Genomic DNA, 24,574 nt, shown 5'->3' with positions numbered 1-24,574 from the left:
TCAGGCCACTTCGTGCGCCGGCTTTGCGGCCTTTGCAGTGTTCGCTTCGAGCTCCGATCTGGTGCCGAAATAATCGGCGCGAACCGCGGCGCCGATCAGGTTGACGAAGAACCGTCCGGCCGAGATCGCAGTGAGCTGGTTGACGTCCTTGGAAGGCGTGATCTCGACGATGTCCATGCCAACGACGCGGCCCTTCTTCACCAAGCCGTGCAGCAGCTTGCGGGTCTGGGCGTAGGTCACGCCAGCCAGTGCGGGACCGGCGACGGCCGGCATCACCGAAGGATCGATACCGTCGGCGTCGATGGTGATGTAGTAACGGCCGCCATCGGGGATACGGTCAAGGATGGCGTCCATGCCGACGTCGTGCAACTCGTATGCGGTGATGATGTTGGAACCGTAGGCCTTGGCCGCTTCGTATTCTTCCGGACGCGCCGTGCCCTGGGCGCGGATGCCGATCTGGAAGATGTCCTTGACATGGGCCATCTCCGAGGCACGGCGGATCGGGCTGGACAGGCCGTCATGCACGCCGTTGATCTGGTCACGCCAATCGAGATGCGCGTCGATCTGGATCAGCGTGATCGGGCCCTGATCGTCATACGCGCGCAGGACCGGAATGGGGATGCCGTGATCACCACCAATGATCAGGGGCAGCGCGCCGGCGGCCAATATCTTGCGAACCGCTGCTTCCGCATTGCGATAGTGAGCGCCTGGATCCTTGGGATCGCCAACGACATCACCGCAATCCACCGCCTTGATGGCACGGTCGTCGTACAGCGGCCCGCCGACGTCGAAATCGTACCTGTCGAGGTTGCGGACGGCGCGGTCGGTCGCCTGGCGCACGGCGGTCGGTGCACGCGTCTGGTCATTGGTCACTTCGTCGATGGTGTAGGCCGAGCCATAGGGGATGCCGAGGAACGCGATATGCGCATCCAGCGTGTCGAGATCGGTGTGCACCTTGGAATAGAGCATGCTTGTATGGCCATGCTTGGGCGCGGAGGTGAGCTGTGCTGTCATTTCGCTGTCCTTCTCAGTGGATTGGCTGTTCGGCTGCAGGCGACGAAACATTGCTTGCCGGTTGTTCGGATGTGATCTGCGAGAGGAATTCACGCAGACGAGGATTGGTCGGGTTGGAAAGTACGTCGTTCGACGGACCGGCTTCGGCAACGTAGCCTCGGTCGAGAAAGACGACCCGGTCCGCGACATGGCGCGCAAAGCCGATTTCATGGGTGACGATGACCATCGTCATGCCGGAGTCGGCGAGTTCACGAAGGAACAATAGGACTTCCTTGACGATTTCAGGATCGAGCGCCGAGGTCGGCTCGTCGAACAGCATCAGCTCCGGTCCCATGGCCAGCGCACGCGCGATCGCGACGCGCTGCTTCTGGCCGCCTGAAAGCGAAGAGGGGAACATATGAGCCTTGTCCCGCAGCCCAAACCGCTGCAACAGCGCAAGCGCCTGTTCTTCGGCTTCCGCCCGTGGTCGTTTCTGGACTTTGATGGGGCCCTTGACGAGGTTTTCCAGAACGCTGAGATGCGGCCACAGATTGAACTGCTGAAAGACGAAGCCCATCTTCGGACGCATGCGGTCGATCTCGCGATGCGACTGCATCCGCAGCTTTCCGTCCGTCCTCCGCGCCCGGCCGATATAGGCGCCGGCAACTTCAACAAGTCCGCTGTCGGGCGTGGTGAGGTGGTTGATGCAGCGCAGGAGCGTGCTCTTGCCGCAACCGCTGGGACCGATAATACAGACGACCTCGCCTGCCGCGACATCGAAGCTGATATCGCGAAGAGCCACCGCACCACCGAAGCTTTTGGCCAGATTAGATACCTTGAGAAGGGTCTTGGTCATGCCGGCCTCCGTGCGCCGATCAAAAGATACTTGTCCGCCAGACTGCTCCGCGCCTGGTGAGCCCCCTGAGCGGCGCCAAACGCCCTCTCCGCGCGGTGCATGAAATGGGCAAAGATCGCGGTGACAACCCAGTAGACGGCTGCGGTGGTCAGGAAGACTTCGAACGGGGCGAAGGTTTCGCCCTGGACGACGAGCCCTTGGTAGGTCAGCTCCGCAACGGTAATCGCGCTGAGCACCGAGGTTTCCTTGACCATCGAGATGCTGGTGTTGGTCGAAGGCGGCACCAACAGGCGCACGGTCTGTGGAGCCACGATTTCCCACAGGCCCTGGAAGTAGGACATGCCGATCGCCCGAGCCGCCTCCATCTGCCCCTTCGGCACAGCGAGGATCGCGCCGCGGATGATCTCGGCGAAATACGAACTGGCAAAGAAGGCGAGCGCGATCGTGCCGACGATGGCTTCGGGCAGGCGAAGGTTGAAGAACGGCAGGCCGTAGAAAAACAGGTAGAGCACGACGATGAAGGGGATGTTGCGGAACCACTCGACATATGCAGTGGCGATCCAGCGCAAGGTCCGGCGATGCGACAGCGCCATCAGCGCGATCGGCATGGAGATCAGGAACCCCGCTGCGACGGCAGCGACCGCGATGACGATCGTCAGCCATGTGCCGCGCGCGAAAAGCGCCCAGTTGTCGAGAATGACATTAAAGTCGAAGGCCATGACTTTATCCTCTGCGCGCGGCGAAGCGCGTCTCCAGAATCCTGCCGCTCTGGCTGATGACGAAGTTCACCGCAAACAGGATGATCGCTGCGGCGAGCAGGGTTTCGAGCGGCCTGAAGGAGGCGTTGGCCACCTGCTGCGCGGTTCGCAACACTTCCACCACCGTGATCACCGACAGCAGGGCTGTGCCCTTGACGATGGTGGTGAGTTCGTTGACCAACGGCGGCATGATGCGGATGTAGAGCTGCGGCAGGATTACCTTGGTCCAGATGACCTTGCCTTTGATGCCGAGGGCGATCGCTGCTTCGACAGGACCGGAATCCATGCCGGACAATCCCCCGCGCATGATCTCGGTGATAAATATCGAGCTGTTGAACGCGATGGCCAGGATGCCTGCCTGAATCGGCGACAGGTCGAGGCCGAGAGCCGGCAGGCCGTAGTAGAACAGGAATATCTGCACGAGGATCGGTGTTCCCCGTATGAAGCTGATCACCACGCCGATCGCTGCATTGAGCGGCATGATGCCAAGCGTGCGCAGGATCGTAAGTGTCGTCCCGCCGATCAAGGCCAGAAGCATGGCGACAAGGGAGATCGCCAGATTGGTGCCCATGGCCGGCAGGAGCTGGGGAAAGGCGCCGCCCAGGGCGGCAACGCTGAAGTCCATCGTCGGTTTCCTTCGACGTCGGGGTGGATGGCTGGCCTACAGCGCCCCACGTCCTGTTGAGCACACCAAGGACGCTGTAGGATCTTGGATTTGTGCATGGTTCCGTTCGAAGATCGTTTCCGATTTTCGTGGTCATGCCGGTCCCGGGCCTTTGGCGTCGGGACAGCAGGGAGGCGTTTAGCGAGCGCCCTCTGGCAGGTAGCCCTTCTCAGGCAGATCGTAAGTCATGCCGAGCCACTTTTGCTGCAATTCGGCCAACTTGCCGCTCTTCTTGAGTTCGAGGATAGCTGCATTGACAGCATCGCGCAGGTCCTGGTCCTCGGGGCGAACGACCCATGCATTGTAGCTCGGTACCACCGCAGCCTTGCCGACCAGCTCGAAGACGCCGGGGCGCTCGTTCATCAGATTCTGCAGGACCGGCAGGCCGGCAAGTGCAGCGTCTGACGTGCCATTTGCGACCGCAAGGAATGAGTCATTGAATGTTGGAAACAGCTTGAGGTCGGCAAAGCCTTCACCGCTGGCCTTCAGGCGCTCATCCAGGGCCTTGGCGACCGGATCGACCGCCGAAGCAAGCTGCGTCGACACGACCTTGCCCTTCAGGTCTTCGACCGTCTTGATGTCGGCATTGCCGATCTTCTTCATGGCATAGGCGGTGCTGTCGGCAATAGGCAAGGTGTAGGCGTAGCGCTTGGCCCGCTCCGGGTTGATGCCAACCGAGGTGGCCACGAAATCGAACTTGCCGGCAATGAGCCCTGGCAGGATGCCCTGGAACGGCAGGTCGAGCTGCTCGACCTCAACGCCCCATTGCTTGGCTATCTCATCCAGCAGATCTTTGCCGAAGCCGACGATCTGGCCGTCTTTGACGAATTCGAAAGGCGGATAGGCAGCCTCGGTTCCAACGGTAACCTTCTTCGTCCGCTGGATCTTCTCAAGCGTGGTCTCGGCCAAGCTGGGTGCGGCATAAGAAACTGCGCAGGCCAGGCCAAGCGCTGCAATTCCGAACATGCGTCTGGTAAGCATTTGGTTCATTCCTCCAAAAAAACCGATGGGCGTTGGAATATTAGAGACGGGTGTTGGGCGCAAACATAATGACTCCACCGCATCTCCTGGAAACCGCCATCGTCCCCGCGCCGGCGTTGGATGGACGCCGTGTCGGCATTTGTGAGTGCAAAAAATTACACTGCAATTACAGTCTATTACTCTCACCCATCGCATAGGCTGCTGCGAAATGTTTCGCATTGGGGCGGAGGTTGACGATTACCGACATTTCTGACTAACATGATCCATACTCATAGTAGTGGCGTGCAATGGTGACGAACTCGACTGCGCACAACCAGATGGTGGTTAGCCGGTTGGGCTTTGACCTTCAGTCTCTGGAGATTTTCACCACTGTTTGCAGGACAGGCAGCATGACTGCCGCTGCGGCCCAGGCCGACCTGACACAATCGGCAGTCTCGCGGCAGATATTGAACCTGGAGCGACGTCTCGGTGTTTCGCTGATCGAGCGTGGATCGCGACCGCTCAAGGCAACTCTGGCCGGACAAAAGCTGGTCAATGTTGCCGAGCGGCTGATTGCCGAAGCGTCTGCGGTCCGCGCGCAGTTGCAGAGCGCAGACGTCCGGATGATCCCGCAGCTGCGCCTGGGCCTGATCGACTCGCTGTCCGATCCGCTGGTTCCAATACTGATAAAAGCGCTTCGCGACCGTGTCGGCTCGATCTCGGTTGCGACAGGATTCATGGAACCGCTGCGCCAGCGGCTGCTCAAGCGTGAACTCGATGCGGTGATCTCGGCCGATCCATTCGACGATGTCGACGGTTTCGAACGGTTTGAGCTGTTTCAGGAGCAGTTCGTGGTGCTTGTGTCTCGCGGGGAGCCGCCTTTTGGGGATGAAAGCGAGTTCCGCAGCTTCGCCACCCGTTTTCCTATGATCCGCTCAGGCAGCACCACCGGAATCGCCCAACGGGTCGAGCAACATTTTCGCAGGATGAGACTGGACGTGCCCCAGGCGTTCTCTTGCGACACGATTGAATCGATCGTCAGTCTTGTTGCCTCAGGCGTAGGGTGGTCGATCCTGACACCTGTGTGCGTCAGGAAGTGCATTTCGCTGGCACCCGCAATCCAGGTGCTCCAACTCCCTGGAGCGGGGTTCTCGCGACACATTTATCTTGTTGTCAGGCAAGGCGAGATGGGCAGCTTCGCAAAGCAACTTTCGACAATCTGTCGTCGCGCTGTGCAGAAGAGCTACATGCCGCCGCTTGTAGCGGTAGCACCATGGATGGTGGACGCGATTACGGTTGCTTGATGTCAGAGCGACAATGCAGCTAAGTTCGATCGAAGCATGTGGTAAACTCGCAGCCGCATGCAGCGCACGAGGCGTCGTGCAGGGACTTGCCTTCCAGGCGCTGGAGGAGTTTCCCCAAACGTTGTGACATGCCGCCGCCGCTGGGCAAACCAAAGCCGGAGAGCCAGCACAATTTTTTCGCGACTTGGCGGCGATTGGCCGAGTGACGGGCCCCCTTAGCGATCGACAAAGGCCATCTGACGTCAGCCCGGGCAACCCAGGAAGAGCAGCGCCCCACTCCGAAAACCTTTGGAGGCTTTCTCGCCGCTCCCTTGGCGGGCCAGAACCTACTTCAGGTACATTCGTGTCGGGTCGATCCCTCGCAAAATGCTCAGCTCCTCGAGCGACGGCGGCTCACTCACCACGATGTTGTCCGGGATGTCTGGCCGGAAACCCATGTTGTCGAGGACCGCATCGATCTTCACGCCCGGGTGCAGCGCGCTCACCGACAGTCGTCGCGTCTGCGGATGGCAATCGAACACGCAGAGGTTGGTAATGACTTTTAGCACGCCGCCGGCGATCAAGCCGCATTTGGCGCGCGACTGTCCACCGGCGACATAGCCGGGGCTGGTGATGAAGTCGACGGTCTCGACGAAGCGTTTCTTCTCGTGCGGCATGATGACGATGGTTTCGGCGAGGCTCGCTATGTCGTTGCCGCCGCCCGAGCCTGGCAGCCGCGTCGACGGTTGCCGGTGGTCGCCAAGATAGGAGCTGTTGACATTGCCATACTGGTCGATCTGGGCGCCGCCGATGAAGCCTATGTCGACATAGCCGCGCTGCAGCAGCGCCAGCACGTCGGTCGGGCTGAGCAGCATGTTGGCTTTCTCGGCGGTGCGCATCTCGTTGGTCGACGGGGGTAGCCGGCCGGGTTGGATGAACGGCCCAATGATGCCGCCCTCGAACAAGATAGTCAGGCTGGGCGCGTTCAGCCGCTGGGCCAGCGTCGCGCCAAGTAGCGGCACGCCGACGCCGGCAAAAATGATCAACCCGTCGCGCATGACGCGCGAGCACATCACCGACAAGAGTTCGGAGGTCGTGTAGGCATCGGTCGCCTGGTGCTTGCCCATCTCGCTTCTCCTCAGCCTCTCGCCTCGACACCGATTTTCGCCAGGAAGGCGTTCCAGTCGCGCGGCTCGAAGATGTGCTCGCGCATATAGTCGAGCGCCCCTGCCAGGCCGTTCCTGCGGGTGAAATCGGCGTAGTCGTCCATGCGCTTGTAGAAAGGATCGTAGCAGCCGGCGCATTCGTGCGGCGCGGCGCCATACGGCACCTCGACGACGGCGTCCACGGCCATGAACGGGATTTTGGTGTGGTCAGGCGCCTGCCGGATCTCGTCGTTGTCGATGATCTTCTCGGTGGTCAGGATCACCCGGTCGGCGGCCATGGCAATGTCGGCGTCCATGAACGGCAGGCCATCATACTGGGCGTTGCCAAATTTGTCGGCCCGCTGGACGTGGATCAGCGCCACATTCGGATAAAGCGCCGGCAAAAGCAGGAGCGGATCGCCCGTGTAGGGGCAGCTCATGGTCTCGAGCTTCGTCACCAGCGCGTCGGGCATGGTGGAGCCCATCATCACCCGCGTCGGCATGAACGGAATGCCCATGGCGGCGGCCCGATACATCATGCCCAGGCTCATGTGGCTCCATTCCTCGTAAGTGACCTTGCCGTTCTCGACATAGTCGCGCATCACCCGCGACAGGCCCCAGACGATGCCCTGGCTGAACCAGCTCGTCATGTATTTGTCGACGCAATCGCCGGCGAGCAGGAAATCGCCCTCGGTCGAGGTGATCGAGCGCGAGACGGTGAGGTGCTTCTTCTTCTGGCGCACGATCTCCCACACCGCCGCGAAGGGCGTACGAGAAAAGGTGTTGCCGCCAATCGCGACATGGTCGCCGTCCCGAATGGTGGCGATTGCTTCCGACAGAGACGTGGTCTTGTCGCGCAGGCCCCGGTTGCGGGACGCCAGGCGCTTGCGCAGCGCGAGATAGGCCGGCGTGTCGGGCGCGCTTTGTTGGTGTGCTGTCATCGTGACCTCGCTGGAAAAGTCAGGCGCTCAGTAGAGCGTGATGATGATGTTGTTCAGAGCGTCGAGCCGCGCCGTGGCGCCCGGCGGCACGACGCAGGTGGTGTCATATTCCTCCACGATGCAGGGGCCCCGCCGCGGTTCGCTCAATGCTGCGCGGGGAATGACCGCCGTTTCTAGCCAGCCGTGCTCACGGCCAAAATAGGCTTGGCGAGGCTTTTGCTCGGACTTCAGGTCGCCCGCGTGCCGCTGCGGCCGTCCCGGCTTCTGCGTGTTGCGATGCGCCGCAAGGCCGGCCACCTGGATGCTGATCAGTTGCACAGGCTCGTCGAACGAGGCACGATGGCCGTAGGTGCGCTCGTGTTCGCTGCCGAACGCTTCCTCGATCTCTCGAATCCGCTCTGCGGTCAGCGGCCCGTGCGGAATGGGGACGCTGATTTCGAAGGTCTGTCCCTTGTACCGCATCGCTGCGAAATACCCGATCGTCATCTCATCCCTGGTGAAACCGTCGGCACGCAGTTGCGCGACGGCCTTGTCCTCCAACACATTCCAGGCCGTCGTCCATGCGTAGGGATCGACGTCGCGCAGCAGTTCCCGCATCGTTTCGGTGTAATAGTGCTCGACATCGGCGTAGAGCAGGCCATAAGCGGAAAACAGACCGGCCGAAGGCGGCACCAGAATCGTCTTGATACCGAGTTCCTGCGCCATGCCCGCGGCAAACAGCGCGCCATTGCCGCCGAGCGCGAACAGCGTGAAGCCGCGGGGGTCCCGACCACGTTCGGACGACACCGCCTTGATGGCGCGGATCATGTTTGAGATGGCGATCTGGCGGGCGCCCCAGGCAGCCGTGGTGACGTCGACTCCCAGCGGCTTTGCCAGCAGCTCTTCGTAATACCGACGGCTGCGCTCGGCGTTGAGTTTTAGCTCGCCACCGACGAGATAATGCGGGTTGATGTAGCCAAGAAGCACGTTGGCGTCTGTCACCGTCGGCCGCTCGCCGCCCTTGTCATAGCAGAGCGGCCCGGGATTGGCGCCGGCGCTTTCCGGGCCGATCTGCATGGAGCCGCCGGCATCGATCCAGACGATCGAACCGCCGCCGGCGCCGACCTCGGCGACATCGATCGCTGGCACCGCGAGCAGATAGCCGCCGCCGGTCAGGAGCCGTGACGAGATCATGATACCGCCGCCGACGGAATATTGCTGCGACAGCACAAACTTGCCTTCCTCCGCGACCGAGGCCTTGGCCGTGGTGCCGCCCATGTCGAAGGAGATGATGTTGTTGTGGCCGCTTTCCATCGCGTGGCGCACCGCGCCAACCACGCCGGCCGCCGGACCCGATTCCACGATATTGACGGGTTTCTCGCTGGCATCCTTGGCGGTTGTCAGGCCGCCATTCGACTGCATCAGCAGGATCGGCGCCTTCATGCCCTGCCGATGAAGGCTGTCACCGAGGTTCTTCAGGTATGAGGCGACGATCGGCATGATGTAGGCGTTGACCACGGTAGTCGAGGTCCGCTCATATTCCTTGATCTGCGGCAGCACTTCCGAACTGATGCTCATAGGCAGGTCCGGTGCGAGCTCGCGGATCACCTCTGCGATCAACTGCTCATGCGCGGGGTTGGCGTAAGAGTTGAGCAGGCAAACCGCGATCCCCTCCACCCCCTCGCCCAGTAACCGCCGCACGGCCGCCTCGACCTCGGCCCGCGCGAGCGGTTTGGTCACCGTCCCGGCGGCATCGACGCGTTCATCGACCACGAGGCGCAGGTAGCGTTCGACGAGCGGCACCGGCTTGTCCCAGTGCAGATCGTAGAGCTTGGGCATGCGCAGATTGCGTATCTCGAGAACGTCGCGAAAACCTTTGGTCGCGATGAGCCCGATGCGGGCGCCTTTCAACTCGAGAATGGTGTTGGACCCCACGGTCGTGCCGTGCAGGAACTCGGTGATCTCGTCCAGACCGAGCCCGGCGGGCTCGAGGACGCCCGCTAGCCCCTCGATGATGGCGCGGGCATAGTCGTCCGCAGTGGAGGAAACCTTCCGGGTAAACGTCTCGCCCTTGGCATTGACGACGACCAGGTCGGTAAACGTGCCGCCGATGTCGATGCCGACGCGGCATCCAGCCGCCTTGGTCCTGTCCAACATGTCTGTGGTCTTTCCTGTATTCGGCTGCGTACGGGACTGGGCTCAGTCGCCCCAGTTGACGAATTCGGTTGCGCCGCCATTGCGGAGGTTTCCGCGCAGCGTGGCCGTGGCGTGGTGGTCGATCACCAGGGCCTGCTCATCGAAGACCAGGCCGTATTCCTCGCGGGCCGCGGCCGGGCTGATGATTTCGTTGCGGACGTCGCGCAGCACCGCCGCCGGTTCGCGGTCAAGCGGGTCGCCCCAGCCGCCGCCACCCGGCAGGACGTAGCGGAACTCGTCGCCTTCGTTGACGCCGATGGTGACCTTGGAGCCTATCGTCTCATTTCCCTTGCCCGGGTTCAGGCTGACCGAGCCAGGCTTGCCGGCCTTGCCGCCATAGAGACCGTAGGCGCGGGTGGTCTGCCGGTCCGCGCGGATCTGCAGCGTCGCGTTGGGAACCTTGATGCGGTAGTCGCGGTAGAACGGCGCGCCGCCGCGGAATTTTCCGGCGCCGCAACGGTCCTGCGCGAATTCGTAGGCGAGAATCTCGACCGGATGCTCGGATTCGATCTGCTCCACTGACTGCGAGGCCATGTTGACGAAGATGTTGGAAATGCCGTCGATACCGTCGGCCCAGGGACGGCCGCCCCAGGTTCCGCAGGAAAAATCGACATAGACGAAACGTTCTCCCGATGGCGCGAAGCCCGCGATGGTGACGCCGACATTGCCGCCGTCGGAAGCGGCGAACACCCGATCGGGCACCATGCGCGCCAGCGCGCCGAAGGCGCAGTCGACCATGCGGAAGCCCGTCAGCGCACGGGCGGCACAGGCGCCGGGCATGGCGACGTTGGCGATCGTGCCTTCCGGCGCGACTGTCTTGATGATGCGGAATATGCCGTCATTGTTGGGGATTCCGCCCGGCAGGATCGAGCGCAGTGCGGTGTAGGAAGCGGCCTCGGTCACCGAGAGCGTGCAGTTGATGGCGCCCTTCACCTGCGGGGCGCTGCCGGTCCAGTCGAATTCGACCGCTTCGCCCTGCTTGCGCACCGTCACGAACAGCCGGATCGGCTGACCGATGTCCATGCCGTCGTCGTCGATCCAGTCCTCGAACGAGAACTCCCCGTCCGGCAGTTCCTTCACCGCCGCCCTCGCAAGGCGTTCGGTATAGTCGATGATCTCGCGCATATGAACGGTCGAGGCATCGATGCCGTAGCGGTTGACCAACGCCAGGATCTTGCGTTGCGCGATCTCGCAAGCGGCGAGTTGCGCGCGCAGGTCGCCGCAGAGCTGGACGGGCAGCCGGACATTGCTGCGGATCAACGTCCACAGCGCCTCGTCATGCTGGCCGGCAGCCACCAGCTTGAGCGGCGGAATGCGCAGCCCTTCCTGGAAAATCTCGGTCGAGTTGACCGAATTGGAGCCGGGCACATGGCCCCCGACATCAACGTGGTGGGCAGTGGTCGCAGCGAAGGCGATCAGCTTTCCGGCCGCGAACACTGGCTTCAGAATAAAGATATCGGGCAGGTGCATGCCGCCTTCAAACGGGTCGTTGAGGACGAACACGTCGCCTTCTTCGATGCTTCCGGCGAACTTCTTCATCACCGCCTGCAGCGCCGTGCGGATAGAACCCAGATGCACCGGCAAGGTTAAGCCCTGCGCCACCAGGCGACCCTCGGCATCGGCGATGCCGGTGGAAAAATCCATGTTGTCGCGCAAGACGCCTGAATATGTCGTGCGGCAGATGGTGACGGCCATCTCGTCCGCGATCGAGAAGAGCTCGTTCTTGAACAACTCGAACTCGATAAAGCCGCTGTCCTCGGCCCGAACCATGGCTGTTGCCGCCATCCCGGTGTTCCTCCGCATGTGATCGATGCTAAGTAAGTATTCTTTTACAACGGCGGCTGTCAATGCCCTTGACCGTCATTTTGTGCGACTTCTCCCCGCCGACAGGGCCGGCAATTTTCGGCAGGCGAAATAAATCGTCGCCGGCGCGCGCCGCTTGACAGCGCACCTTAGTAAGCACTTAATTACTTCTGCAGCATCGGCTGACGACAGAGCCGTTCTGGAGAACCACAGGCAAGCAAAACCCATCGGCAACGACCGGTCGCAACGGCGGAAGCGCAGTTGCGGCATCGCGTCATTCTGTGCTCCGGAACGTCTCCTTCGGTATCTTCAACGGGAGGAACTTGATGAACGCAAAGGGTATGATTGTGGGCGCAGTCGCGGCGCTCGCCTTGTCGGTCTCGGCGGCCTTCGCCGACACGATCAAGATCGGCGTCAACCAGCCGCTGACCGGACCAGTGGCGGCGTCCGGAAACTACGTCACCGACGGCGCACGCATCGCCGTCGAGGAGATCAACACCAGGGGCGGCCTTCTCGGCAAGCAGATCGAGCTGATAATCGAGGACAACAAGGGCAATCCGACTGAAGCTGCGGCGGTCGCCGAGAAATTGATCATGCGCGACGAGGTCTGCGCTATGATGGGCGCCTGGGGCTCGACGATGACGCTCGCCGTCATGCCTAAGCTCGAGGAATACGGCGTGCCCATGGTGGTGGAGACGGCATCGTCCGGCAAGGTCACCAACTCAGGCAACAAGTGGATCTTCCGTACAGCACCGACCAGCGACATGCTGGCAGAATCCTTCTCGCCTTTCGTCGAAAAATTCGGGATGAAGAAGGCAGCGTTCCTGGCGGTCAACAACGATTGGGGCAAGAGCAACACCGACGCGTATTCGGCAATGCTGGACAAGCGTGGCGTGCCGACGACACTACGCGAAACGATGGATGCCGCCGCCGTCGATCTTTCGGCGCAGCTCGCCAAGATCAAGGCGTCCGACGCCGACGTGCTGCTGGTGACGACCGAGATCGAGCAGCTCACGCTGGTGTTCAAGCAGGCGCATGCGCTCAAGATGCCGCAGCGCATTATCGCCACCACCACCTCGTCCACACCCGACCAGGCAATCGAGCATGCCGGCAGCGCTGCCGACAACGCCTATTTCACCGTGCTTTTCGCCCCCTGGTTTCCCGACATGGCGCCCAACCCGGAGGTGGCGAAGTTCTTCGCCGAAGCATGGGAGCGCAAAGGTCTCGTCTTTGCCGGTCGCATCGAGGGCCAGCGCGGCTACGACGCCATCCTGAGCATTGCCGCAGCAATCGAAAAGGCCGGCAAGGCCGAGCCGGACGCCATCCGCCAGGCGCTGTGGGAGGTCGAGGTGAAGGGCGTAAACAGCAACATCCACTTCAACAAGCAAGGGCCGGAAGGCGCCGAAAGCGGCCAGAACACCGCCAACGTCTTCGTGGTCCAGGTAAAGGACGGCAAGGTGGTGCGGCCCGACTTCGCAGCCCAATAGGCGTCGTTGCCCGCTGTCCGGCACCGTCGATCACGGCAGGCACGAAGAGCTCAAGGTCAGTCAGCCATGCCCTTCGGGGCTTGGCTGCCGATCCATTCCGACGAGCATGTCCGGACCGGAGATGGCTAAAAGAGCCAGCCGCACACGAGTGCCGCTGGCTTTCACATCATGGAAGAGAAGGGTCTGATCATCCGCGCCGGAACGGATTGCGAAAAAGCTCGCTGAGCCAGGCTTTCAGGGCGACCCCAAGGCTGCCCGCGACACGCAGTTCGCCGGCGTCCTCGATGGGGCCTACCGCGCCCTCCGGTGACAATGAGCGGCCCAGATTGGCGGCGAATTGTGCGGTGATGGCGCCGATGAAATGCGTGACGATGCCGGCACGTGCGAACTGCGCCAGCGCCCCCGAGAGCAGGTAACTGACCTCGATGTCAACGCGGGTCCCCTCACCTTCAGCCGTGAGCCTATAGTTCAGTTCGCCTTCGGCGAGTGTGGCGCTTTTGGTGTCGCGGCCTGCACCGTGGATCACGCCAGCCATCATCGCGTCGTCGCGTCGTTGGCTCGCCGTTCCAGCGAATTCCGCGCCGATCGGCCCCATCTTGATGCGCATCTTGATGTCGTAGGTTCCGTCGGCTGCCTCAGAGACGAGGCTGGCGCCGGGGATGCAGCGCACCATGGCCGGCACCTCGCCAAAACGTTGCCAGACGACCGGCAGCGGCGCGTCGAGCAAAAAACTCTGCCTGACCGCCGATGCCTTCTTGCCGCTGGCGCCAAGCGGCGCAGGCGCGGGTTTACGGGCCGCCAATTCAGCGTCCGGACGCAAGGATGAAGCAGTCGCCTTTGTCGCACCGCTAACATCCGTGCCGGTCTTTGCATGGCCCGACCCGGCCGGCCCGAGTGGCAATGCGGGCCGCTGCTCAAGCTCGCCCCTGGCGCCCTGGCGGGCCACGATGACCCAACGGATCGCCTTGACGATGCCGGAATAGCCGGTGCAACGACAGAGATTGCCGGCGAGTTCGATGCGGATGCGCTGCTCGTCGGCTTCGCCAAGCCTCAAGACGATGTCGCGCGCCATGACAAGCATGCCCGGCGTGCAAAACCCGCATTGGAGAGCGTGATGCGCGTTGAAGGCGGCGCGCAACTCGGTCATCAACGGGTCGGCGTCGAAATCCTCTATGGTGCGAACGCTGGCGCCGTCGCAGGCGGTTGCATTGCCGATGCAGGAGCGCACCGGCACACCATCGACCAGGATTGTGCAGGCGCCGCACACGCCCTGCTCGCAGCCGAGATGCGTACCAGTGAGGTTGAGGTTTTCGCGTACGAGGTCGGCGAGGCTGGTGCGCGGCTCGACAGCAACGGTCACCTTCTCGCCATTGACGGTCAGAGACAGTTCGCTCATGGCTTCACCTGTTGCAGTGCTCGCGCGAAGGCATTTGCGTGCATCGCATCCTTGATCGGCTCGCCGGCGATGCCCAGCCCCTCGACCATGGCCTTCGCCGCTTCCAGCCGTTCCGGAGAAAGCGGCAGGTAGGCGGAGATGTCGGGCAGGACGATCGGCCGGGAATCGGTAGCGCCGATCACCGCGCGGCTGACGCCGGCGGCGGGGTCGACGACGATCGCCGCCATCGCCTCGGCGAACTCGCCGCGCTTGCGGCAGAACTTGAAATAGCCGAAGCGAGCGGCCGGCGAATGGCGGCGGATGCGGATGCCGACGATGAACTCCGCCTCGTCGAGCGCCACGGAGAACGGCGCCGTCATGAACTCGGCAAGGGCAACACGGCGCTCGCCGGTGGCGCCGGCGATCAGCATCTCGGCGTCGACGGCGGTCAGCGTGGTCATCCAGTCGGCGGAAGGATCTGCATGCGCCAGGCTGCCGCCCATGGTGCCGCGGTTGCGCACCGCACGATAGGCAATGCCGGCTGCCACCCTTGCCAGGAAACCATTGGCGGCGTCGGGTACGCGGTTGTCTTCCACCGCAGCGTGGGTGACGCAGGCGCCGTAGACGATGCCGTCCTTGTCCTCACGCACGCTGGCGAGCTCGCCAATACCGGTAATGTCGACGACAAGTTCGGGCTGGGCGAGGCGCAGGTTGAGCATTGGCCCGAGCGACTGGCCGCCGGCCATCACCTTGCCGCCGCCATCGGAATCGGCCAGCAGCCGGACCGCTTCGGCCACGCTCGACGGGCGGGCATATCTGTAAGCACTTGGCTTCATGACTGGACCGGCTGCCTGCCGTTCCTGCCGGCGGCAATCGCCGCGAGCAGCCGGTGCGGCGTCACCGGCGTCATCGCCACCTCGGCGCCGAGCGGCCGCAGCGCATCGTTGACGGCGTTGGCGATCGCCGCCGGCGGGGCGATGGCCCCGCCCTCGCCCACGCCCTTGATACCGTGCGCTGTGAACGGCGACGGCGTTTCCATGTGGACGATACGGATGTCTGGCACCTCGCAAGGACCTGGAATGATGTAGTCGACGAAGGTCGAGGCGAGCGGCTGGCCGTCGGCGCTGTAGGGCGACTCCTCGTAGAGCGCGGTGCCGATACCTTGCGCCACGCCGCCGATGATCTGGCCGTCGACGATAAGGGGGTTGACCAGCGTGCCGCCATCCTCGACCACGACGTAGTCGAGGATCTCGACCGAACCGAAATCCGGATCGACGGCGACGACGGCCGCATGGGTGGCATAGCTGAAGGTGCCGCTATCAACCATGGGCTTGTAGCCCGCCGTAACCTCGAGCCCTTCCGGTGCGACGTCGGCCGGCAGCGTTTCCGGCGACTTGTACCAGGCCTGGGCGATGTCGGCAAAACCGACACTGCCGCCCTGCCCCTGGATGCGACCGCCGACCAGCTCGACCTCGTCCTTGCCCGTCTGCAAGAGATGCGCGCCGATCGCCAGCGCCCGCTCGCGGATGATCTCGCAGGCGCGCGACACCGCGCCGCCGGCCATCACCATCGAGCGCGAGCCCCAGGTGCCGGTCGAATACGGCGTCAGCGCCGTGTCGCCGTGCACGACATTGATACGGTCGGTGTCGATGCCTAGAACCTGGTTGGCGACCTGCGCCATCGAGGTCTCCATGCCCTGCCCGTGCGAATGCACGCCGATGCGCAGCTCCAGCCCGCCGTCGGGTGTGACCCGCGCCGTCGCCTGTTCGAAACCCGGCACCATCGGTATGCCCCAGGCGGCGTAGACGGTGGTGCCGTGCGCGGCCTGCTCGCAATATGTGGCAAAGCCAATGCCGAGCAGCCGGCCATCGTCGCTTCCCTCGCGTTGCCTGGCGCGAAACGATGCCAGGTCGATCGTCTCGACGGCGCGGCGCACGCTCTCGGGATAGTCCCCGCTGTCGAACAGCTTTCCGGTGATGTTGGTGAATGGCATCTGCTCGGGCAGCACCAGGTTCTTCAGCCGCACGTCGGCGGGCTCCAGCCCGGCTTGCCGAGCGATGGCGTCAATCATCAGCTCCAGCGCGAAGCAGACGCCGGTGCGGGCGACGCCGCGATACGGCATGAAGGGCGGCTTGTTGGTGGCGACCGAGCGGGTACGGCAGGCATAAAACGGCATCTGGTAGGGGCCGGGCAGGATGCTGGCGATCTGCGCCGATTCCAGGCAGGCAGAGAACGGCCACACCGAATAGGCGCCGACATCGACGGCAACGTCTGCCTCGATGCCGAGCAGCCGGCCTTCGGCATCGGCGAAGGCCTTGATGCGATAGTGGTGCTCGCGGGTGTTCGCAGCGGCTACGAGATGCTCGCGGCGATCCTCGATCCAGCGGAATGGCTTCTTTCGCGTCAGCGCTAGCCAGGCGACGCAAAGCTCCTCCGGTTGCAGCACGCATTTGAAGCCGAAGCCGCCGCCGACATCGGGCGCAACGACATGCACCTGCCGCTCCTCCAGCCCGAGACATTCGGCAAGCCCGGTACGCATCATGTGCGGCAACTGGGTCGAGGTGTAGACCACGAGCTGGTCGAGCCGGGTATCCCACCAAGCGATGGTTCCCTTGCCTTCGAGCGGCACCATGCACTGACGGCTGAGACGGATTTCGCGCTCGACCTCGATCGCCGCACCGTCGATCCGCGACCGATCACCCTTCTCGATCCTGGTCTCGAGATAGATGTTGTCGCTCCACTCCTCGTGAACGCAGATGGCGTCCGGCTGCTCGGCCACGGCGAAATCGGCGAGCGGCGGCAGTGGCTCGATCTCGGCCACCACCTGCGCGACCGCGTCCTCGGCCTCGGCACGCGTGCGGCCCAGACACATGGCGACCAACTCGCCGGTGAACCGCACCTTGCCGTCGGCAAGCGCCGGCTGACTGGACGGCTTGAAACCCGGCAGGCCGGAGACGGCGCGGATCGGCTTGACCGAAGCAGCAATGTCGGCGGCGGTGAAGAAGCGGCCGGCGAGCTCATCAGGCGCGGTGACCGAGACGATGCGGCCATGCGCCAGCGGGCTGCGCAAAAAAGCGACGTCGGTGAGGCCCGGCATCTTGATGTCGCCGACATAGCTGCCGCGACCGCGCATGAAGCGCTCGTCCTCCTTGCGCGGGAGGCGGACGCCGATGCCCTTGCCGGCCTTTTGCTCCCCTGCCGCCATCAGGCTGCCTCGGGCCGTTGCCCCGTGAGTTGCTGGAAGGCGGCAGGATCGGTGGCGCCCTCGCAATTGATGACCAGCACCTTTGCCTTGTCGTCGAGGCCGACGAGCGCGCGCGCCTCCGGGTCGGCGCAGATGGCAATTACTGCGGCGAGGCCGGCAGCACCGGTTTCGCCGGCGACGACGCGCGGATCGCGCCCGCGGGGGTTGGCGAAAAGCCGCATCCCCTCCACCGCAGCCTGGTCGTTCATGCGCAGGAACGCCGTCGTGCCGGTGTCGATGGTCGGCCACGCAACATGCGAGACCGCCGCACAGGACAGGCCGCCCATGATGGTTTCGAGGTCGCCTTCAACGACCACCGGCGCGCCGGCGAGTGCGCTGGCGAAGACGCAGTCGGCAGTGACCGGCTCGACGATGATCGCCTGCGGCGCGCGCGCGCCGAGCAGGTGGTGGAAGGCCGACAACATAGCCGCCGCCATGCCCCCGCAACCGGCTGGCAACATAACGTGGGTCGGCAGCTCGCCGCCTAGCTGCTCGACAATCTCATGCGCCATTACTGAATAGCCGGCCATGCAACGGACCGGGATGTCCTGGTAATAGGGCGTGGCGGAATCGGAGATGAGCAGCGCCCCCGGGTCGACATGCGCGACCCGCTCGACCGCAGCATAGGCCTCGTCATAGATGCCGTCGATTCTCACCACCTCGGCGCCCTCGCGCCGCAATGCCTGCTCGCGGCCGGCACTGACACCGCTCGGGATGTAGATTATCGCCCGCATCCCCATTCGGCGCGCGGCGTGGGCGACCGAGAAGCCGTGGTTGCCATCGGTGCAGCAGATCAGGAAATTGTCGACAAGCGCCTCGCGGTACTTGCCGTCGAGCAAATCGCGGTCGGACACGGGATGGCCAAGCCGCTTCTCCAACAGAGCCGAGACCTCGCTGACGGCGGCGTAGACGGCGCCGAGCGCCTTGAAGCTGGCGAGGCCTAGACGCCGGCTCTCATCCTTGCACCACAGCCCACCGAGGTCGAGCTCGGCAGCCGCGCCGGGCAGAGCTCTGAGCGGCGTCACTGCATAGTCTGCCCAGGACGAGATCCGGGCGCGCGCCTCTTCGGCCTGCGCCTGCCCATAGCAAGTCTGGCGCTTGCCGGCGTCGACCTTGCCGGGATTCAGGAAGACCTCGGCGTCGAACCGGCCCTTCACCTTGACGATACGATTGTCGGACATATTTCCTCCCCACCGGTCCCGGGCCGGCCGTCACACTAGAGCGGAACGCGATCAGGTCAAATCGGCATCCCGCTCTGTCTCCTTGTTCGGCCGCATGACCCGAAAAGCCTGCAACTTTTCCGGCTTGGCGGCGCTGTGTCAGTTCAGATGCTCTGGCTCGAGCACGATCTTGCCGAAGATGCTGCGGCCTTCGGCCAGCCGGTGAGCCTCGGCGGCATCCTTGAGCGGCAGCTTGGCGCCGATGACCGGCCGCAGCTTCTTGGCCTCAAGCAGCTTCACGATGGTCGCCAGTTCGTTCATCGTGCCGTGGTTGGAGCCGATGATGGAGAGCTGCTTGTGCCAGATATGGGCGGCGTTCATGCTCACCCGGTAGCCTGACGAGGCGCCACAAGTGACGAGGCGGCCGAAGCGCGTCAGGCTCATGACGCTGTCTTCCCAGACGTCGGCGCCGATGTGCTCGAACACCACGTCAACGCCGCGCTTGCCGGTGAGCCTGCGGATCTCCTCGCGGAAATTCTGCTTCTTGTAGTTGATCATGTAGTCGGCGCCGAGCTCCAGGCCTTTCTCGCATTTCTCGTCCGAGCTGGCGGTGCCGAACACACGCAGGCCGTGCAGCTTGGCAATCTGGAGCGCGGCAAGGCCGATGCCAGAACCGACGGCGTGGATCAGGATGTCTTCGCCGGCGCGGATGTTGGCGCGCGCCAACTTGTGCCAGGCAGTGAGGAAGGTGATGTTGGTGGCTGCACATTCGGCGAAGTCGAGGCCCTTGTAGAGCGGCAGCACGTTCTGCGAGCGCACGGTGGCGTATTGGGCGTAGCCGCCCCACAGTGCCGAACCGTAATACTTGTAATTCAGGCACACATTGGGTTCGCCGCGGCGGCAGGATTCGCAATGGCCGCAGCCGACGGTGGCGTAGACGACGACCGGATCGCCGACCTTGACGTTGGTGACCTCCGAGCCGATCTCGGCCACCTCACCGGCGATGTCACCACCGGGGATGTGCGGAAAACGCGCGTTGGGACGGTAGTCGCCCTTGCGGCCGATGATGTCGAACCAGTTCACCGAGGTGGCGCGCACCTTGATCAGGACGTCGCTGCGACCGACAGGAAGCGGATCCACGTCCTCGTATTTGAGCACTTCAGGCCCGCCATATTCGTGGAAAAGAGCTGCTTTCACGTATTCCTCCAGAACAAAAAAGGATAGTCGGCGACCCCGTCAGATCGCGGCGATCGCCTCGGACAACTTGTCCGTGACGAACAGGTGGCCGACCTTGTGGGTGATCATGAAGTCGATCTTGGACGCCAGCGCGACAGCCTGCGGAGTGCCGCCGCAGCCCCAGAAAACCGGAACGTCGTCCTCGGCGAGCTCAAACACGCCTGTGTCGAAATCGGTCTTCTCAAGGTCGACGCCGATCAACGACGGATCGCCGATATGGACTGGCGCCCCGTGGGTGGCAGGGAACCGCGAGGTGACCTGCACGGCACGCACCAGCTGGTCGCGCTTGACTGGACGCATGCTCACCACCATCGGCCCGGCAAAACGACCAGCGGGAACGCAAGGCACATTGGTCGTGTAGACCGATACGATCTTGTTCTCTTCCTGATGGCGCAGCGGAATGCCCGCATTGAGCAGCGCCTCCTCGAACGAATAGCTGCAGCCGATCAGGAACCCGACCAGGTCGTCGCGCCAATAGGACGTGATGTCGCTTGGCTGGTCGACCAGCTTGCCTTCCTTGTACACGCTGTAGCGCGGCAGGTCTGTCCGAAGGTCGGCATTGGCGACCTGCGTGATCATCGGGCTCCCGGGATCTGTGATCTCGACGATGGGGCACGGCTTCGGGTTGCGCTGGCAGAAGATGAGGAAGTCGAGCGCAACCTCCTTCGGCAGGATGATCAGGTTGGCCTGCGCGTAACCGCGAGCCAGGCCCTCGGTTCCGCCGGTCCAGCGGCCTTCGCGGACGATCTTGCGAAGCTCCCTGGGGTGAAGCCCCTCGAGCTCCGCCTTGGACACTTCCGGCTGCTGCTGAACCTTCGTCACGATCGTCATTTCTTTAGCCTCGCTTTCGTCGTTCGTAATAAGTAATAACTTACTTACTTAGCACTCGAAGTCAACCCGGTTTTCGTTATCTGGCCCAAAGAGAGGGAGGATGTGGAGAGCGCTATCGCGCCCTCCGAAAGGTCAGACTTCCATGCCGAGGTAAGCCTGCTGCACGTGCGGATTGTGGATCATGTCGTCGCCCCTGCCTTCGAGGGAGACATGGCCGGATTCCAGCAAATACGAGCGGTCGCACATCTCGAGCGCGGCGTAGGCGTTCTGCTCGACCATCAGCACGGTCGTGCCCTGCCGGTTGATTTCCATGATGTATTCGAAGGTCTTCTGCACGTTGTTGGGCGCAAGCCCCAGCGACGGTTCATCGAACAGCACCAGCTTCGGCCGCGACATCAGTGCCCGACCGATCGCCAGCAACTGCTGCTCGCCGCCCGACAGCGTGCCGGCCGCCTGGGCGCGCCGTTCGCCGAGCACCGGGAAGCGGTCGAACACCGCGTCCATGTCGTCGCTCATATGCTTCCAGTCGCGACGGCGGTAACAGCCCATCTCCAGATTCTCCTGGACGGTCATGTAGGGGAACACCCGCCTGCCCTCCGGGCAATGGGCGATGCCCATTTCCAGTATTCGCCGTGCCGACGCCCTGGTGATGTCCTCGCCTTCGAAGGTGATACGGCCTCCGACCGGCGGCAGCAGGCCGGAAATCGCCTTCAGGGTTGTGCTTTTACCGGCGCCGTTGGCGCCGATCAGAGCCACGAACTCGCCCTTGCCAACGCTAAGCGAAACCTTCCGCAGCACGTCAACCTTGCCGTAGCGGCATTCGATGTTGTCTACTTCAAGCATGTTTCGGCCCGTGTCCGAGATAAGCGCGGATGACTTCTGGATTCTGCTGTATTTCCGTCGGCGGACCGTCCGCGATGATCCGGCCATGGTTGAGCACCACCACGCGGTCCGATACGCCCATGACCATGCGCATGTTGTGCTCGACAAGCAGCACGGTGATCTTTTTCCTGCCGATTTCGCCGAGCAGGTTGCGGAAATTCAACGCTTCGGTGGGGTTCATGCCGCAGGCCGGCTCGTCCAGCAGAAGCAGCGATGGCTTAGCCGCCAGCGCCACCGCCACTTCAAGGAGCCGCTGTTCGCCATAAGCGAGTGCGCCCGCCAGCTCGTTCGAGCGGTGACCGAGGCCGACGAAGTCGAGGATTTCCGCCGCCGCCTCGCGCAACGCCTGTTCCTGGCGGCGCACCTTCGGTGTCAGCAGCAGTGTCTGCCAGATCGAGGCGTCGCCGCGCCTGTGCAGGCCGATCATGATGTTGTCGATCACGGTATCGTTGCCAAAGACGCTGGTCTTCTGGAACGTGCGCACCAGGCCGGCATCGGCGATCTGGTGCGGCTTCAGCCCGTTCAACCTCCTGCCCTTGTAAGCCACGACGCCCTTGGTGGCGGCGAGAAAGCCGGAGATCACGTTGAAGGCGGTGGTCTTGCCGGCGCCGTTCGGGCCGATCAGGCTGACCACTTCGCCTTCGTCGACCTTGAAGCTGGCGTCGGAGATCGCCACCAGCCCGCCGAAATGCACTGCGAGATTGTCGACGGTGAGCACCGTCTGGCGCGTCGTCGCAGGCGTCGTCATGTGTAAGGTCATCGCGCCACCTCCTGCCGCCGTCCGTTGCTGGCCGACGTGTCCCTTGCAGATTGGTCGCGCCGCTTCTGCCAAGTTGCCCATCCGCGCTGCACCGCCGGAACGATGCCTTGCGGCAGGAAGAACACGATCAGGATCATCAGTGCACCGTAGACAATCCACTGCACCTCCGGCAGCATGTGACCGCGCGTCAACTCCGGCAGGATGCCAAAGATGAGACCGCCGACCAGCGGCCCTGCAAGCGTGCCCTTGCCGCCGGAAATCACCATGATCACCATCGTCACCGTGTAAATAAACAAGAACACGTCCGGATCGACGATACGGACATAGTGTGCGTAAAGCGCGCCAGCCGCCCCGGCGATCGCCGCCGAGGTGATGGCCGCCAGAACGAGGTAGCGGGTGACGTCGACGCCGACCGACTTCGCCAGCGACTCATTCTCACGCAGCGCAATCATGGCGCGGCCGACCCTCGACTGCACCAACCGCTGGATGATGAGGAAGGCTACGAGGCCTACGGCCAGCACCATGTAGTAGTTGGCGACCCGGCGAGAAAGCGCACCGGCTTCCATCCACGGCACGCCGGAGGCGAGCGGCGGAATGTTGTTGAGCGCCATCGGGCCTTCGGTGAGGTCGACCCAATTCAGCGCCACCAACCGCACAACCTCGGCGAAACTGATGGTGACGATGACGAAATAGGCACCGCGCACCCGGAACGACAGCTTGCCGACGAACCAGCCACAGAGCCCAGAAACGATCAGTGCGCAGAAGAAGGCAAACCACACAGGCTTCGGCTCGACCACGAAGGTGTAGCTGTCCGTCAGCTGCAGGTCGAAGCCCAGGGAGACCAGCGAGCTGGTGTAGGCGCCGATGCCGAAGAAGGCGACATGGCCGAGGCTGAGCTGGCCGGTGTAGCCGAGCAGCAGGTTGAGGCTCATCGCCCCGATGGTGAAGATGCCCATCATGATGAGCACGTGATATTGGTACTGGTTGCCGAGCCACAGCGGCACAGTCACCAGGAAGGCCACGATGAGCCATTTCGCCAAGGTGTTCATCCGATGCGCTCCGTCCTGGCAAAGAGACCTGTCGGCTTGACCATGAGTACGAGGATGATGAGCAGGAAGCCCATCGCGTCGCGGTAGCCGGACGAGATGTAGCCAGCGCCTAACTCCTCGACCAGCGCCAGCACGAAGCCGCCAAGTGCGGCACCCTTCATGTTGCCCAGCCCGCCCAGGATGACGATGGCGAACGCCTTGACCACGGCAAGATTGCCCATGGTCGGCATGACGATGAAGATCGGGCCGAGCAGCGCGCCGGCCGCCGCGGCAAGGCCTGAGCCGAGCGCGAAGGTGGCGAGGTAGATCATGTTGATGTTGATGCCCATCAGCGAGGCTGTGTCGCGATCCTGGAACGTGGCGCGCATCGCCTTGCCGAGGCGGGTGCGCTGGATCAGCGTCTGCGAGCCGACGATCAGCAGGATGGCGACGGCGAAGACGAACACGCGTGACCACGCCACCGACACGCCACCGACCGACAGCGGCTCCTCGGGGAACGGCATCGGGATCGATTTGGCAACGCCCGACCAGATCAGCTGCTCGGCATTCTGCATGATGATCCAGGCTCCGATCATCACCAGCATGGTGGTGTCGATGTCGGCACCGCGCAGCCGGCTTAGCAGCACCCATTCAAGCAGGGCGCCGAGCATTATGCCAAGCACGATGGCAATGACGATGGAGAGCAGGAAATTGACGCCGAGCAGTACCGAGAACAGGTAAACCATGTAGGCGCCGAAGGTGTAGAGTTCGCCATGCGCGAAATTCACGACGCGCATGATGCCGAAGATGAACGTCAGGCCGATACCGAGCAGGGCATAGGTTGAGCCCAGGATCAACGCGTTCAACAGATGCTGCAACAACTGGTCCAAGCTGCCTGCTTCCTCTGGTGAAAGTCTGGAGCGGGAGTTCGATCAGGAACGGATCGATCCGATCATTCCGCTCTGTTCTGGTTGCGCATGATCCCTCTCCGAA

21 protein-coding genes are annotated in these 24,574 nt (G+C 63.1%); 2 read left to right on the top strand and 19 right to left on the bottom strand.

The window, feature by feature from the left end:
* From GGR00_RS08860 to GGR00_RS08840, 5 genes are all read right to left on the bottom strand, one after another.
* Positions 1 to 1,014: an agmatinase gene (locus GGR00_RS08860; protein ID WP_055973719.1), complete on the bottom strand. Its 1,014-nt coding sequence runs from the start codon at positions 1,012 to 1,014 to the stop codon at positions 1 to 3.
* A gap of 13 nt (positions 1,015 to 1,027) precedes the next feature.
* The gene (locus GGR00_RS08855; protein ID WP_184699244.1) at positions 1,028 to 1,849 is read right to left on the bottom strand and encodes an amino acid ABC transporter ATP-binding protein; all 822 of its coding nucleotides are present in this window, start codon (positions 1,847 to 1,849) and stop codon (positions 1,028 to 1,030) included.
* Positions 1,846 to 2,568 (bottom strand): amino acid ABC transporter permease, encoded by a 723-nt coding sequence (locus GGR00_RS08850; protein WP_055973714.1) that lies wholly within the window; start codon positions 2,566 to 2,568, stop codon positions 1,846 to 1,848. The genes GGR00_RS08855 and GGR00_RS08850 overlap by 4 nt, the downstream gene beginning before the upstream one ends.
* 4 nt (positions 2,569 to 2,572) lie before the next feature.
* Positions 2,573 to 3,232, bottom strand: a complete 660-nt coding sequence (locus GGR00_RS08845; protein WP_055973711.1) for an amino acid ABC transporter permease — start codon at positions 3,230 to 3,232, stop codon at positions 2,573 to 2,575.
* 177 nt (positions 3,233 to 3,409) lie between these two features.
* On the bottom strand, positions 3,410 to 4,252 hold the full coding sequence (locus tag GGR00_RS08840) for a transporter substrate-binding domain-containing protein (RefSeq protein WP_055973784.1): 843 nt from the start codon (positions 4,250 to 4,252) through the stop codon (positions 3,410 to 3,412).
* Positions 4,253 to 4,569: 317 nt separating this feature from the next.
* Here GGR00_RS08840 and GGR00_RS08835 point away from each other — a divergent pair, with 317 nt between their 5' ends.
* Positions 4,570 to 5,535: a LysR family transcriptional regulator gene (locus tag GGR00_RS08835; protein ID WP_055973778.1), complete on the top strand. Its 966-nt coding sequence runs from the start codon at positions 4,570 to 4,572 to the stop codon at positions 5,533 to 5,535.
* Positions 5,536 to 5,861: 326 nt separating this feature from the next.
* Here GGR00_RS08835 and GGR00_RS08830 read toward each other — a convergent pair whose 3' ends face one another.
* From GGR00_RS08830 to GGR00_RS08815, 4 genes are read right to left on the bottom strand one after another with little or no spacing between them, the layout of a single operon-like run.
* Positions 5,862 to 6,641, bottom strand: a complete 780-nt coding sequence (locus tag GGR00_RS08830; RefSeq protein WP_055973708.1) for a CoA-transferase subunit beta — start codon at positions 6,639 to 6,641, stop codon at positions 5,862 to 5,864.
* A gap of 11 nt (positions 6,642 to 6,652) precedes the next feature.
* Complete coding sequence (locus GGR00_RS08825; protein WP_055973705.1) at positions 6,653 to 7,600, bottom strand: CoA transferase subunit A; 948 nt, start codon at positions 7,598 to 7,600, stop codon at positions 6,653 to 6,655.
* A gap of 27 nt (positions 7,601 to 7,627) precedes the next feature.
* Positions 7,628 to 9,736: a hydantoinase/oxoprolinase family protein gene (locus tag GGR00_RS08820; RefSeq protein ID WP_055973702.1), complete on the bottom strand. Its 2,109-nt coding sequence runs from the start codon at positions 9,734 to 9,736 to the stop codon at positions 7,628 to 7,630.
* 42 nt (positions 9,737 to 9,778) lie between these two features.
* Positions 9,779 to 11,560 (bottom strand): hydantoinase B/oxoprolinase family protein, encoded by a 1,782-nt coding sequence (locus GGR00_RS08815; protein ID WP_082496496.1) that lies wholly within the window; start codon positions 11,558 to 11,560, stop codon positions 9,779 to 9,781.
* Positions 11,561 to 11,904: 344 nt separating this feature from the next.
* Between GGR00_RS08815 and GGR00_RS08810 the strand changes: the two genes are divergently transcribed.
* Positions 11,905 to 13,065, top strand: coding sequence for an ABC transporter substrate-binding protein (locus tag GGR00_RS08810; protein WP_184699242.1), 1,161 nt, complete (start codon positions 11,905 to 11,907; stop codon positions 13,063 to 13,065).
* 187 nt (positions 13,066 to 13,252) lie between these two features.
* On the opposite strand, the gene GGR00_RS08805 is transcribed toward GGR00_RS08810, so the two are convergent.
* The 10 genes from GGR00_RS08805 to GGR00_RS08760 all read right to left on the bottom strand — a co-directional run bounded on the left by GGR00_RS08805 (position 13,253) and on the right by GGR00_RS08760 (position 24,471).
* On the bottom strand, positions 13,253 to 14,461 hold the full coding sequence (locus tag GGR00_RS08805) for a xanthine dehydrogenase family Fe-S subunit (protein ID WP_184699240.1): 1,209 nt from the start codon (positions 14,459 to 14,461) through the stop codon (positions 13,253 to 13,255).
* Positions 14,458 to 15,276, bottom strand: coding sequence for an FAD binding domain-containing protein (locus GGR00_RS08800; RefSeq protein ID WP_184699238.1), 819 nt, complete (start codon positions 15,274 to 15,276; stop codon positions 14,458 to 14,460). Before GGR00_RS08800 ends, GGR00_RS08805 begins: the two co-directional genes overlap by 4 nt.
* The gene (locus tag GGR00_RS08795) at positions 15,273 to 17,645 is read right to left on the bottom strand and encodes a xanthine dehydrogenase family protein molybdopterin-binding subunit (RefSeq protein WP_184699236.1); all 2,373 of its coding nucleotides are present in this window, start codon (positions 17,643 to 17,645) and stop codon (positions 15,273 to 15,275) included. The genes GGR00_RS08800 and GGR00_RS08795 overlap by 4 nt, the downstream gene beginning before the upstream one ends.
* Entirely contained in the window at positions 17,645 to 18,865 is a 1,221-nt protein-coding gene (locus GGR00_RS08790) for a diaminopropionate ammonia-lyase (RefSeq protein WP_184699234.1), read from the bottom strand. Before GGR00_RS08790 ends, GGR00_RS08795 begins: the two co-directional genes overlap by 1 nt.
* A 138-nt stretch (positions 18,866 to 19,003) precedes the next feature.
* Positions 19,004 to 20,041: a zinc-binding dehydrogenase gene (locus GGR00_RS08785; RefSeq protein ID WP_082496495.1), complete on the bottom strand. Its 1,038-nt coding sequence runs from the start codon at positions 20,039 to 20,041 to the stop codon at positions 19,004 to 19,006.
* Between the two features lie 39 nt (positions 20,042 to 20,080).
* On the bottom strand, positions 20,081 to 20,911 hold the full coding sequence (locus GGR00_RS08780) for a putative hydro-lyase (RefSeq protein ID WP_055973683.1): 831 nt from the start codon (positions 20,909 to 20,911) through the stop codon (positions 20,081 to 20,083).
* Between the two features lie 132 nt (positions 20,912 to 21,043).
* Positions 21,044 to 21,754 (bottom strand): ABC transporter ATP-binding protein, encoded by a 711-nt coding sequence (locus GGR00_RS08775; RefSeq protein WP_184699232.1) that lies wholly within the window; start codon positions 21,752 to 21,754, stop codon positions 21,044 to 21,046.
* Entirely contained in the window at positions 21,747 to 22,541 is a 795-nt protein-coding gene (locus GGR00_RS08770) for an ABC transporter ATP-binding protein (protein WP_055973676.1), read from the bottom strand. The genes GGR00_RS08775 and GGR00_RS08770 overlap by 8 nt, the downstream gene beginning before the upstream one ends.
* Positions 22,542 to 22,549: 8 nt before the next feature.
* Positions 22,550 to 23,602 (bottom strand): branched-chain amino acid ABC transporter permease, encoded by a 1,053-nt coding sequence (locus GGR00_RS08765; RefSeq protein WP_055973673.1) that lies wholly within the window; start codon positions 23,600 to 23,602, stop codon positions 22,550 to 22,552.
* A complete protein-coding gene (locus GGR00_RS08760; protein WP_055973671.1) occupies positions 23,599 to 24,471 on the bottom strand; it encodes a branched-chain amino acid ABC transporter permease in 873 nt (290 codons plus the stop codon). Before GGR00_RS08760 ends, GGR00_RS08765 begins: the two co-directional genes overlap by 4 nt.
* Positions 24,472 to 24,574 lie beyond the last annotated feature (103 nt).

Source organism: Aminobacter aganoensis (assembly GCF_014206975.1).
GTDB classification, from domain to species: Bacteria; Pseudomonadota; Alphaproteobacteria; order Rhizobiales; family Rhizobiaceae; genus Aminobacter; species Aminobacter aganoensis.
Note: the sequence above shows the minus strand (reverse complement) of the source record. Positions and strands in the feature narration are given on the sequence as shown.